10 protein-coding genes are annotated in these 12,636 nt (G+C 27.7%); 7 read left to right on the top strand and 3 right to left on the bottom strand.

Annotated elements, in window-relative coordinates:
• Positions 1-127 precede the first annotated feature (127 nt).
• Positions 128-313: an alpha/beta-type small acid-soluble spore protein gene (locus Q5O44_RS11295; RefSeq protein WP_022168533.1), complete on the top strand. Its 186-nt coding sequence runs from the start codon at positions 128-130 to the stop codon at positions 311-313.
• A gap of 138 nt (positions 314-451) precedes the next feature.
• Here the strand turns inward: Q5O44_RS11295 and Q5O44_RS11290 are convergent, their stop codons facing one another.
• Together Q5O44_RS11290 and Q5O44_RS11285 are read right to left on the bottom strand one after the other, a co-directional pair.
• Positions 452-2,602, bottom strand: a complete 2,151-nt coding sequence (locus Q5O44_RS11290) for an ATP-binding protein (protein WP_022168532.1) — start codon at positions 2,600-2,602, stop codon at positions 452-454.
• On the bottom strand, positions 2,592-3,725 hold the full coding sequence (locus Q5O44_RS11285) for a DNA repair exonuclease (RefSeq protein ID WP_022168531.1): 1,134 nt from the start codon (positions 3,723-3,725) through the stop codon (positions 2,592-2,594). The genes Q5O44_RS11290 and Q5O44_RS11285 overlap by 11 nt, the downstream gene beginning before the upstream one ends.
• Positions 3,726-3,922: 197 nt before the next feature.
• On the opposite strand from Q5O44_RS11285, the gene Q5O44_RS11280 reads away from it, so the two are divergent.
• From Q5O44_RS11280 to rpsA, 4 genes are all read left to right on the top strand, one after another.
• On the top strand, positions 3,923-5,722 hold the full coding sequence (locus Q5O44_RS11280; protein ID WP_022168530.1) for a DNA mismatch repair protein MutS: 1,800 nt from the start codon (positions 3,923-3,925) through the stop codon (positions 5,720-5,722).
• Between the two features lie 68 nt (positions 5,723-5,790).
• Positions 5,791-6,699 (top strand): 3'-5' exonuclease, encoded by a 909-nt coding sequence (locus Q5O44_RS11275; RefSeq protein ID WP_022168529.1) that lies wholly within the window; start codon positions 5,791-5,793, stop codon positions 6,697-6,699.
• A 101-nt stretch (positions 6,700-6,800) separates the two neighbouring features.
• Positions 6,801-7,220, top strand: a complete 420-nt coding sequence (locus Q5O44_RS11270; protein WP_022168528.1) for a CBS domain-containing protein — start codon at positions 6,801-6,803, stop codon at positions 7,218-7,220.
• Between the two features lie 34 nt (positions 7,221-7,254).
• Positions 7,255-8,406, top strand: coding sequence for a 30S ribosomal protein S1 (gene rpsA, locus Q5O44_RS11265; protein WP_022168527.1), 1,152 nt, complete (start codon positions 7,255-7,257; stop codon positions 8,404-8,406).
• Positions 8,407-8,603: 197 nt separating this feature from the next.
• On the opposite strand, the gene pyk is transcribed toward rpsA, so the two are convergent.
• Positions 8,604-10,022 (bottom strand): pyruvate kinase, encoded by a 1,419-nt coding sequence (pyk, locus tag Q5O44_RS11260; RefSeq protein WP_022168526.1) that lies wholly within the window; start codon positions 10,020-10,022, stop codon positions 8,604-8,606.
• A gap of 125 nt (positions 10,023-10,147) precedes the next feature.
• On the opposite strand from pyk, the gene Q5O44_RS11255 reads away from it, so the two are divergent.
• Together Q5O44_RS11255 and Q5O44_RS11250 are read left to right on the top strand one after the other, a co-directional pair.
• Positions 10,148-11,596: an aminoacyl-histidine dipeptidase gene (locus tag Q5O44_RS11255; RefSeq protein WP_022168525.1), complete on the top strand. Its 1,449-nt coding sequence runs from the start codon at positions 10,148-10,150 to the stop codon at positions 11,594-11,596.
• A gap of 256 nt (positions 11,597-11,852) precedes the next feature.
• A complete protein-coding gene (locus Q5O44_RS11250) occupies positions 11,853-12,596 on the top strand; it encodes an SPOR domain-containing protein (protein ID WP_022168524.1) in 744 nt (247 codons plus the stop codon).
• The last annotated feature ends 40 nt before the right edge of the window (positions 12,597-12,636 follow it).

Here is a 12,636-nt window from a genome sequence, read left to right as displayed (position 1 = left end):
ATATGCATAATATAAAGATGCCTGGGCAATATAATAGTGTAAACAGGAGATAAAAATAAAATTCGCAAAGAAGGATTTTATTTATACTCTTGTTTATATAGACCGGTAGCCAAAGGAGGAATCTGTAATGTCAAATAAAGCATTAGTTCCAGAAGCAAAACAAGGTTTAAACGCATTCAAGAACGAAGTAGCAATGGAGTTAGGAGTGCCATTTAAAGAATATAATGGAGATTTAACTTCAAGACAATGTGGTTCCGTTGGTGGCGAAATGGTTAAGAGAATGGTAGAACAATATGAAAGTGGGTTAAGATAAGCCACAACGGTATGAAATCACAAGAAAAGGTCAATGCCTTGAAAGGATGGAAACTGAAATGGATGAACCACCAAAAAATTGATTTATCATTACAAAAGGGAAGATGCAGCAATGCATCTTCTTCTTTTATAAATAAATTTAATCTAATACAATATAATTAAAGTCTACAGTAAGATCTTCAAATACTTTTTTTTCTCTATGTTGACAGGTGAAAATTATCTGCTGTCCATAGTCTTCCTTTAATAAAAGGTTTAATACATTTTTTAGCTTGTTATCATCATATTGAATAAATGCATCATCTAAAAATATAGTAATATCCTTCTTATTAAAAATCATTTCAATAAATGATAATCTAAGTGCTAAGAAAAGTTGGTCCTTTGCTCCATTGCTTAAAAGTTTATAGTCCAGTAGAGAAGAATCTTTTATCAAATTCATTTCATATTCATCAGAAACAAGAATATTATTATATTCTTTATTACAAATTGCATTATATTTTTTTAACAATTTTTCATTTAATTCAGGGCCAAAATCATCTCTTATTTCTAAATAGGATTTTTTCATCATTTCTCTAGCTAGTTCACCCGCTTTTAGTTTTTTCTTAAAATCATCTATTTGGTAATCAATATTTATGATATCTTCTTCTATTTCAGCTAATGATCTTTTACCATAAAAAGAACTTTTTATATTGTTTTCTAAAGTTATTATTTCCTTTTCACAATTTAAGAGGTTCATATTATTAGTATCTATTTCTTTTTCTATTTTTTCTTTTTTTTCTAAAATGGTAAGCTTATTAAAGTCAGAATTCATATTTATTGTTTTCTTAAAGTTATTAATTACTTGTTCATCCCATAGGTTGCTATGGGATGATTTTATTTCATTAATTTTCTTTTCTAAATACATCTTTTCTTCAGGGCTTTCAATATTACCTACCAATTGAAGCTTCATTTGTAATAACTTGATTTCTTCTTTTTTTTCATTGATTTTTTCTTCAATAATTTTCTTATAATTTTTATTTTTGTAGTATATATTTATTTTTTTAAATAAATCTTCATAATCTTCTGCACCAAAAAGTTGTTGCATATTATCTAGGTTGTTCTCTATGGTTTTTATTTCTTTGGAAAGTCTATAAAACTTATAGTTTAAGCTTTTTTCATTGAAAAACTTATTGTAAATATAAGCTAAAGCTATGCAGAAATCTAATGATATAATAATTATTTTGTATTTGAAATTTATTATTATAAGAACATTAAGTAATAAGAGAAAAATGCCTATATATTTTTTTCTATAATTTAAAACTTGTGTATCAGCATAAATATTTTTTAGTTCATTAAGCTTATGTTCATAGGTTACAAAAATATTTTTTAAATTATCATCCATATTTTCAATGATAATTGAGTTATCTATATTTTTTTGTAACTGTTGTTTTTTATATTCCAAATTATTTATTTCCTTTTGTAATTTATTGATTTTATCCTTATATGAATAAAATTGAATTTCTTTATTTTTAAATATGCCGTACTTATTTTTAAGTTCTTCAATCTGGAGATATTTTTTATACATCAATAGATTAGAAGCTTTTTTATTTAATACACTTTGATGTTTTTTTAGTAGTAGGAGTTTTTCTTCTTTGGTCATATTATTTTCATGTGTTTTATAGTATTCTATTTTTTCTATTTCTAATAATCCCCTTTTTTCCCTAGCCACATCAAGACTACCGTTTTTTCTTATATTTGTTATGGATTTTATATATTGATTTATCTTTTCAAATGACTTTTGTACCGTTACTTCATCATCATTGCTAGCTGTAAAATTTATTATTTTGTCAAAAATTTTTTCATCGTTATCTCTTTTGATTTCTACAGCCAATTGACCAATAAACAAGGTTTTGATGAAGGTTGACCTATTGACAGCAAGTATTTTTTCACCAGGTTCATCACCATAGATATCACTTAAATCTTCTCCAGTCAAAGAATCTATGACTTTGATTTCATCATCTTTTTTTGTTTTACCAAAACTTCTGATTATTGTATATTCTCTTTTATCAATTTCAAAAGTTAAAGCTCCATTTATTTTTTCACCATTTAAAGGAGTATATTTTAAACGTTCATTATATATGATATTTTTTCCATGATAATTTGAAAAACCATAAAGCCATATTTTTACAAAATTTTGTATAGTACTTTTTCCTGCTTCATTTTCTCCATAAATAAGATTCATGCCTTTGATAAATTTCAGGTGATAATTTTTTATGCCTCCAAAAGCATTTATATGGATACTTTTAATTATCATCTACAGTCACCTCTTCATCAGTAAAGCATTGTATCCCTAATTTTAAAGCTAAACTTACTATTTCTTTTTCATAATCATCTGTACATTGATTTAATTTTTCAAGTACAGCTAAGATATATTTGCCTTTTAATGAGTAATCCTTGGAACCTTCAGATAAATTTATTTCTACATTAGTTTTATTTTCAAGCTTAATATAATAAAATTCATTTTCTAATTTTTCATAAAGTATGGAATCATTTATGATAAAATATTCAGCTACATATCCCTTCAGTATTATTTTATATATATTTTGTTTTCGTTCATTTTCCTTTATTGAAGATAATATTTGTTTTTTTATATCTTCATAAGTAGAAATATTTTTTAAAAAAATTTCTTTTACTATATATTTTCTTTTGGATAATGGTACAAATTTTAAATCAACGCTATTTTCATATACATTACCAAGAACAACACCTTTTGGGCCTTTTTCATCAAATCCTCTTCCTGAAAGGCATCCACAATAGCAATAGTGAGTTTCTCCAACTTTTAAAATGTCTGAAAAATCATGTTCATGACCTAATGCTATATAATTTGCTCCTGAATTTTTCATATCTTCTAGATAAATGGGATTATACTCATTTGCAATATTACCGCTAGAAACTTGTCCGTGCATTACTACTATATTTATATATTGCTTATTGACTTTTATGTTTTTAAGTAAAGTTTTCTTATGATATTTTTCATTAAAACCACATCCCCATACTATAACGTTTAATTTTTCAATTATCACACTTTCCATAGGACCTTTAAAAATATATACATTATCAGGCCAAGTTAATATTTTATAAAATGATTTTCTGTTATATGGATCATGATTTCCAGGTGATATAAATATAAAAGTATCTTTTATTCTGGAAAACTCATTCATAATAAAATTTATTGTTGTTTTACTTAGAGACATATTATCAAAAAAATCTCCTGCAATAAGTAAGATTTCAATTTTTTCCAATAGTACTAAATCTATTACTTTCTTAAAAGTTTCTAATAGTTCTTCTTTACTTTTTAAGCTGATAGTTTTATTTAATTCTTTAAATGGGCTATCCAAGTGTATATCAGCACAATGTAAAATTTTAACCTTTTTCATGATTTACCACCTATAAAAATATTATATATATAACTTTAGCATTATTTACTTTTTTTTACAAAAGAGGCGGCTATAAAATTCATCCTATTTTTATATTATTTTGACGCTATATTAACAGGTAAAATCTTATGATACAATTGATTATAATATTAGAAAATTGATTTATAGTAAACTTAAAAAGAAAATGAGGTGGAGATATGGAAGATCCAAAAGAGTATTATAAAAGCAATATTAATAATATTAATAAAAATTTAAAAGAACTGGAGAGAACAATATCCGCTTTTGCAGTGGGAAGATTACTCATAGTAGTTGTGGCTATAGCCACAATGTATTATCTATATAAAGCCGATAAATTTATTTATTTATGTGCTTCATTTATGGTGGCATTGATAACTTTTATAGTTACAGCTATATTTCATAATAATAAGATAAATGAAAAAGAACAGTATTTATTGAAGCTAGAATATAATGAAAAGGGATTAAAAAGAATAAATGGAGAGTGGAAGGAATTTGAGGATAAAGGAGAAGAGTTTTTAAATAGTAGCCATAATTTTAGTAGTGATTTAGATATTTTTGGTAAGAATTCTTTATTTCAATGGATAAACACTACCAAAAGTCCTCTTGGTAGAAAAAAGCTCGCTAAAGTATTAGCTCTTAAATCACTGCCTGATAAGCAAATCATAAAGGGTAGACAAGAAGCCATTAAGGAGCTAAGCGAAAAGAGAGGCTTTTGTGAAAAAATATATATATCATTTAATAAAGGGAAAAAAGATAAGCATTCAGTGGATAAATTTTTACAATGGATGGAAAAGGATGAGAAAGTAAGTTTTACAGTAAGATATATACCATATTTATTTATTACAATTACATTACTATTTTTATATCTTACAGTTGCTGGTAGAATACCGGTGAACTATTTAATTTTAGATTTATTTATTAATTATCTTGTGGTAAAGCTGTTAACTAAGAATTTAAGTGATAGTATAAATATTATCTTGGAAAATAAAAAAGCTATAAATCAATATGAAAAAACATTAAGAATATTAAGCAGTGAAGAATTTACCAGAAAGAATCTTGTTAATTTAAAAGAAAAGCTTATAAATAGTAGAGAAAATTGCATGGTAGAAATTAATAAACTTAAAAATATCGTTAATTGGATAGGTGATAGTAATGCTAATGCATATTATCTGCTTCTAAATGTATTTATGCTAAGTGATATCTTTGTTCTTTATAATCTTGAAAAGTGGAGAAGGAAAAATGGTTTTAAGATTAGGTTATGGATTGAAACAATAGCTGAATTTGAAGCATTAATTAGTATTTCTAATATAGCATTTGATAATCCAAAATGGTCATATCCAAAGTTTACTGAAGAAAGAAAAATTGAATGTAAGGGTATAGCCCATCCTTTATTAGGAGAAAAGGCTGAAAGTAATGATTTTGCTTTGCATGATGGTAAAAAAGCAGCTCTTATAACAGGGTCAAATATGTCTGGTAAAAGTACTTTCTTAAGAACTATAGGTTTCAATATGGTGTTGGGATATATAGGTAGTCCAGTGAGAGCTGAAAGCTTAAATAGTGGAATTTTTAATATATATACATGCATGAGAACACAAGATAATCTAGAAGAGAGCATATCTTCTTTTTATGCAGAAATATTGAGGATTAAACTGGTGATAGAAGCTGCCAGAAGTGGAGAAAAGGTATTTTTCCTTTTAGATGAAATATTTAAGGGAACAAATTCAAAGGATAGACATGATGGAGCTAAAATATTGATTGAACAATTAGTTAAAAGTGGTGGTATTGGACTTGTTTCAACTCATGACTTTGAATTATGTGATTTAGAAAATATACACAATTGGCTTGTTAATTTTAACTTCCAAGAATATTATGTAGATGATAAGATTAAATTTGATTATAAATTAAGAGATGGCAGAAGTAAAACTCAAAATGCCAAGTATTTGATGAAACTTGCAGGAATAGAAATTGTAGAAAATTAGAAAAAAAGTAAAATTTGGAGTATAATTAAGGAAGCGATATAAAGGGTTAATATGGGGGGAGAAATACAGTGGCTTTTATTATAATTGATTTGGAGTTTAATAATTTAAGTGAAATACATAAATATTATCCAAATATATATAAAGATATACCAAATTTAAAAGAATTAGATTTAATTAATGAAATAATTGAAATTGGAGCAATTAAGGTTGATATGTATATGAAGCCTTTAGAAGAGTTGAAAGTATATATTAAGCCCTCAGTAATACCTGTAGTCAATCCTAAAATACTAAGTATTACCAATATAAAACATGAAGAACTAGAAAATGGTGTTAGTTTTAATGAAGGGCTTGATATGCTTAAAAATATGGTTGATAAAGGTGATATCATATGTTCATGGGCAAAGGATGATATTGCAGAAATAATTAGAAATGCAAATCATCATGGATACAGTGATTTAAGTTGGATAGAAAGATATCTTGATATTCAGGAGTATACAACAAAGATATTAGGTAAAAAGAATATTCTTAGTTTAAAAAATGCCCTTCAACAATTAAAGATAAAGGTTGATGAAAGTAAGCTTCATGATGCTTTGAATGATTCTAGATATACATTAAGCGTCTTTAAGAATATATATAATGCCAGAGCAGTTAAACAATTTATTGTTAGTGATATATTTGATATGCCAGCACTGGAGATAAAATCTTTGCAAAATTTCAAATTAGATTATTCTAAGATTAATCCAATATGTCCTAAATGTAAAAGAAATATTGAGTTAGATTATAATTTTACTAATTTAGGCTGGAGATTTGTTGCTATTGGGACATGCCCAAAATGTAATAGTAGGATTTTAGAAGAGGTTATTGTAAAAAAGAGCTTAAGTGGAGAAATGATCTACAGAGAAGTATATAGTATTATAGACGAAATTGAATTTCTAAAATATGAAAATAGAATTATTAAGAAAAATTCTAATGTATAGATTTACATTTGAAAGTTTTGCAATAAAATTATATAATTGCTATGTATAGAAAAATAATGTCTTAAGGTATTAATTGAATATTTTAGGGAAAGGTAAGAAATATGAATATTGCATTTCTTTTGACACCAAAGAATGAGGTAATTTATGAATATCTAGATGTGACTATGAGGCAAGTAATTGAGAAGATGGAGCATCACGGATATACAGCTATTCCGCTTATTGATAAGAGTGGAAAGTACGTAGGTACATTAACAGAAGGAGATTTATTATGGAAACTTAAAAATACTCCTGAATTAACATTCAGAAATACTGAATGTGTAAAAGTAAGTGATATACCAAGAAAAATAAAACATAAATCTGTTTCAATAAATGCAGATGTAGAAAGTATCATAAATTTAGCAACTACTCAAAATTTTGTGCCAGTGGTAGATGATGAAGGAATTTTTATAGGGATAATAAAAAGAAGTGATATTATTAATTATTGCTATAACTTAATTAGAAAAAGTTCAAAATTAAATTAGATAAAATACAAAAGTTTATAAGGGAGTGAGTTTAATGAATTTAGAAAAAAGAGAAGAAAGCACAATGGGTGAATTATTAAAGGATTTTGATGTGAAAAGAATCAAAAGTGGAGATATATTAAAAGGTATTGTAATTGATGCTGATGAAAAAGAAGTAAGAGTTAATATAAACTATGCTTTTGATGGTGTAATTTCAAGAGAAGAACTTACAAATACAGATGATTCTCCACTTGAAGTAGTTAAGCCAGGAGATGAAATAGATGTATATGTATTATCTCCAAATGATGGTGAAGGATATGTACAACTTTCAAGAGTAAGAGCGCTTCAAATAACAGAAAGAGAAGAATTAGAAGAAGCATATAAAAATAATAAAACAATCAAAGTAGTTGTTAAAGAAGAAATAAAGGGGGGATTAGCAGCTTACTATGGATCAATTAGAGTATTTATACCAGCATCACAAGCTTCAAGAGAAAGAATAGAGTTAAAGAATCTTTTAGGTAAGGAATTAGAAGTGAAGCTTATAGAGCTAGATTTAAGAAATAGAAAGGTAGTTGCTTCAAGAAGAGTTATTGAAGAAGAAATCTACAATGCTCATAAAAAAGAACTTTGGAAAAACGTTAAATCTGGAGAAAAAAGAGAAGGTGTTGTTACAAAGATATTAAAAGTTGGTGCAATTGTTGATATCGGAGGAATAACAGGTCTTATTCATATAAGCGATTTAGCATGGGAAAAAGTAAAGAGAGTTGAAGATGTAGTTTCTCTAGGTGATAAGGTAGTTGTGTTTGTAGGTAATGTAGATGCAGAAAATGAAAAAGTATCATTAATCTTAAAAGATGTAAATAATGAGCCTTGGAACCTGCATAGAGAAAGCTTAAAAGAAGGAAATGTATTGGAAGGAAAAGTAGCTAAGCTATTAAACTTTGGGGCATTTGTAGAAGTATTCCCTGGAGTTGAAGGATTAGTTCATATAAATGAAATTACTGATGAAAATATAGCAAAACCAAGCGAAGTTTTAGAAATAGGTCAAACAGTAAAGGTTAAAATTTTAAATGCAGATATTGAAAATAAAAAACTATCATTAAGTATAAAAGATGCAGAAGAAAGAAGCCAAGAATACTTAGCATATAACGATAGTGATGAAGGTGAAACTTTAGGAGATCTATTTAAAGGACTTTTCGATAAATAATAAAAATACCTATGGGCATTAAGCCTATAGGTATTTTTATTATTTATCGAAATGATGAATGATGAGTGATGAGTGATGAATTGCTGAATGAACTTCTAAGAAGTTCAAAAAATATATATTTTCAGAAATTCTACGAATTTCATCCTTAATTCATAATTCGTAATTCATAATTCATCATTATGAAAATGAGAAAATTTTTAAATTTTCTCTATTTTCATCATATTGGTTCCTCCGGTGATTGAGGTTGGAAGACCAGCAGCAACAATAATATTGTCTCCTTCCTTGGCACAGGAATATTTCTTGGCAACTTTAATAGCTTCTTTAATTATTTCATCAGTAGTTGAGAATTCTCTACAAAGTAAAGGTATTACTCCGGAATTTAAGGATAATCGCCTTTGTACATAATCAAAAGGAGTTATGGCTATGATTGGACATTTTGGTTTGTATTTTGATATGAGCTTTGCAGTAGCACCTGTTGTTGTAGCAGCCACTATGGCATTGGCATTAAGAACATTAGATGTCCTACAGGCAGAGTAACTTATAGCTTCAGCAAAATCATTCATGGCAGGTTCTTTTAGTTGTTGATTTAAATACATATAATCAATATTTGCTTCAGCTTCTTGAGCAATAGTAGACATAGTGCTAGCAGCTTCTAAAGGATATAAACCACTGGCACTTTCACCGCTGAGCATTATAGCATCAGTGCCATCGAAGATTGCATTGCAGATATCACTGGCTTCAGCTCTAGTTGGAATTGAATTTCTTATCATTGAATCAAGCATTTGAGTAGCTGTTATTACTATTTTACCAGCTTTATTACATTTCTTAATAATCATCTTTTGAATTATTGGTACATGCTCTATGGGAATTTCTACGCCCATATCTCCACGAGCAATCATTATTCCATCGGAAACTTCAATGATTGAATCAATATTATCTACGCCTTCTTGATTTTCAATTTTAGCTATTACTTGAATTTTATTACCACCATGTTCTTTTAAAATCTGCCGTACTTCTAAAATATCAGAAGCTTTTCTGATAAATGATGCAGCTACAAAATCTACATCCATTTTGCAAGCAAAAGCTAAATCACTTTTATCTTTTTCAGTGATAGAGGGAAGGTTAATCTTTATATTTGGAACATTCACGCCTTTATAGTTTTTAATGACACCGTCATTTAGAACAGTACAAACAATTTTTTTGCCTACAATTTTATTAATTCTAAATCTTATGAGACCATCATCTACAAGTATTAATCCACCAGGGCGAACATCTTCATAGAGGGTAGCATAAGAGATGGAACATTCAGAGTTATTGCCGAAAATTTCTTTTCCACAGTTAAAGGAAAAGGTTTGTCCTTCTTTTAATGGAGTTTCATCATTAATAAATCTATGAGTTCTAATTTTAGGGCCTTTTATATCAATCATAATGGCAGTAGGTGTATACATTTCAGCTCTAAGTTTTTTGATAAGCTGAATTTTTTTCAAGTGTGTTTCTTGATTTCCATGTGAAAAGTTAAGTCGTGCAACATTCATTCCTATTTTTATTAACTCTCGCAAGGTAGATTCTTTTTCGCTAGATGGACCAATGGTAAAAATCATTTTTGTTTTTTGCATTACAACACCTCCAAAAATAATAGAACACTAAATTAGGTATAATAAATTTAAGTATCATTAATAATATGATATACTTAGATATATATTTTAATTCTAGTATAATTTAGCAGAAGGGAAGAAAAATTATGGCAGTGTTAGACAATTTACAACCTAAATTAGTTTTTAAATATTTTGAAGAAATATCACAAATTCCAAGAGGGTCAGGAAATGAAAAAGGTGTAAGTGATTATCTTTTAAATTTTGGGAAGAGTTTAGGGTTAGAAAGTATTCAAGATGAAGCTTTAAATATAATAATAAAGAAACCAGCTACTAAGGGATATGAAAATGCTCCAACAGTAATATTACAAGGACATATGGACATGGTATGTGAAAAAAATAAAGGAACAGATCATGATTTTGAGAAAGATCCTTTAAAATTAAGAATAGTAGATGATTACATATATGCTACTGATACAACACTAGGAGCAGATAATGGTATAGCAGTTGCTTATGCAATGGCAATACTTGCTTCAGATGATGTTATGCATCCAGCATTAGAAGTTTTAATAACTACTGATGAAGAAACGGGAATGTCAGGAGCTATGGCTGTTTCACCAGAACATATCGATGGAAAGATATTAATAAATTTAGACAATGAAGAAGAAGGATATCTTTTAGTGAGCTGTGCAGGTGGAATAAGAACTAAAGGAAAGCTTCCGGTGACAAGAGAAGAAAGAACAAATGGTAAAGCAATGCAGATAAAGATATCTGGACTTAAGGGTGGACACTCAGGAATGGATATCATTAAAGAAAGAGGAAATTCAAATAAAATTTTAGGAAGAATCCTAAAGCATCTTTTAAATAATGTTGAATACTCTTTATGTGAAATGAATGGTGGATCAAAGAATAATGCTATTCCAAGAGAAGCAGAAGCAGTTATTATGGTAGCTGATGGTGATTTAGTAAAAGCTAAGGAATTAGTTTTAGAATTTGCTAAGTTAGTTAAAAATGAATTAAAAGCTCAAGATGCAGGATTAAATATAGAAGTACAAGAAGTTGCAGCAGTATCTAAAGTATTTACAAAGGAAAGCACAGAAAAAGCTGTTAATTTATTATATCTTTATCCATCAGGAATAAATAGTAAGAGTACAGAAATAGAAGGATTGGTGGAAAGTTCAACTAATTTAGGTGTTTTAACAACTACTGAAGGTTTTGTAGAGTATGATTCAGCAGTAAGAAGTTCAGTACCTTCATTAAAAGAAGAAATAGTTTTAAGAAGTAAAACTATAGTTAATCTTTTAGGTGGAGAATTAGAATGTACTTCAGGATATCCAGCATGGGAATATAATCCTGATTCAAAGATAAGAGAAATATGCCAATCTGTACACAAAGAAATGTATGGAAAGGAAGCTGAAATTGTAGCTATCCATGCTGGTGTTGAATGTGGATTATTTAATGAAAAATTAGGTAACCTTGATATGATAAGCTTTGGACCAAACCTATATGATGTTCATACACCAGAAGAACATATGAGTATTTCATCAGTTAAAAACTGCTATGAATACTTATTAAATATATTAAAAGCAGTAAAGTAAAAAAAATAGGCCGAAAGGTCTATTTTTTTAATGATGAATTATGAATGATGAATGATGAATTAAGGATAGAATTTCTACGAAATTTTTTTAAATATATGTTTAAGAAATTCCCTAAGGAGTTTCATCCTCAATTCATCATTCATAATTTATCACTCATAATTATCTAAGTGTGACATAATTTAAAAGATGTTAGTATATCCACCTGGAAAAAGGAATATATATAAGTATGAAAATATAAAGGGTGGTGGATGAGAAAATGAGATATACAAGATATAACTATAAGAAAAATAAGAATAATAACTTGATTATGTTTATATTAAAATTAGTAGGAACTGTTGTAGGGGCAGGGCTTTGTGGTATTGCGTTAGCTTATGTGGCAATTAGCGTATTAACTAAAAATAATGCTTTGCCAGCAGCAAATATAGGTAATAAAACATCCATAGAAGCGAATAATAATGAAGTTGTTAATTCAGAAGAAGGGAGTAATGGGGCTGTTAGTAATACTTCTGTTTTTTATACTGTTCAATGTGGATATTTTTCCAACGAGAATAATGCTAATCAAATATTAAGTTCAATAAATGGAAAGTATAGTGCATTTATATATAAGGATCAAGATAAGTTCAGAGTATTATCAGGAGTATATGAAAGCGATAAGGTGGATCAAATAGTAAGTGAATTAAAGAACAGTAATATTGAATGTGCTAAGATTAAATTTTCCTTTAATAATGATGATAAAGTAGAATATCAAATTTCAAGTATATGTGATGGATATATACGACTTTTAGATACAGCTTTTAGTGATGATGTAAAATCAATTAATACAGATGATTTTAAAGGTTGGACTAATGAATTAGAAAAGATATCTGCAGGAGAAAAAGTAGATATATTAAATAATTTGAAAGAACATATTTCAAATTTAGCAGCAGAAATAAGTAAGGAAAATGTACCTGCAGAAATGGAATATATTTATACAATATTATTGAATTTTAAGGATATATAAAATTAAATTTAAGCTATAAAAAAATAAATCTTACAATATT

Source organism: Clostridium sp. CAG:221 (assembly GCA_000435835.1).
Taxonomy (GTDB): Bacteria; Bacillota; Clostridia; order Clostridiales; family Clostridiaceae; genus Clostridium.
The sequence above is the reverse complement of the archived record's forward strand: the minus strand, read 5'-3'. Positions and strand labels throughout refer to the sequence as shown.

What these genes read in the sequence shown, in the direction of transcription:
- Q5O44_RS11295 (WP_022168533.1), top strand. Translation starts at nt 128, where the DNA reads ATGTCAAATAAAGCATTAGTTCCAGAAGCAAAACAAGGTTTAAACGCA.
- Q5O44_RS11290 (WP_022168532.1), bottom strand. Translation starts at nt 2,602, where the DNA reads ATGATAATTAAAAGTATCCATATAAATGCTTTTGGAGGCATAAAAAAT.
- Q5O44_RS11285 (WP_022168531.1), bottom strand. Translation starts at nt 3,725, where the DNA reads ATGAAAAAGGTTAAAATTTTACATTGTGCTGATATACACTTGGATAGC.
- Q5O44_RS11280 (WP_022168530.1), top strand. Translation starts at nt 3,923, where the DNA reads ATGGAAGATCCAAAAGAGTATTATAAAAGCAATATTAATAATATTAAT.
- Q5O44_RS11270 (WP_022168528.1), top strand. Translation starts at nt 6,801, where the DNA reads ATGAATATTGCATTTCTTTTGACACCAAAGAATGAGGTAATTTATGAA.
- rpsA (WP_022168527.1), top strand. Translation starts at nt 7,255, where the DNA reads ATGAATTTAGAAAAAAGAGAAGAAAGCACAATGGGTGAATTATTAAAG.
- pyk (WP_022168526.1), bottom strand. Translation starts at nt 10,022, where the DNA reads ATGCAAAAAACAAAAATGATTTTTACCATTGGTCCATCTAGCGAAAAA.
- Q5O44_RS11255 (WP_022168525.1), top strand. Translation starts at nt 10,148, where the DNA reads ATGGCAGTGTTAGACAATTTACAACCTAAATTAGTTTTTAAATATTTT.
- Q5O44_RS11250 (WP_022168524.1), top strand. Translation starts at nt 11,853, where the DNA reads ATGAGATATACAAGATATAACTATAAGAAAAATAAGAATAATAACTTG.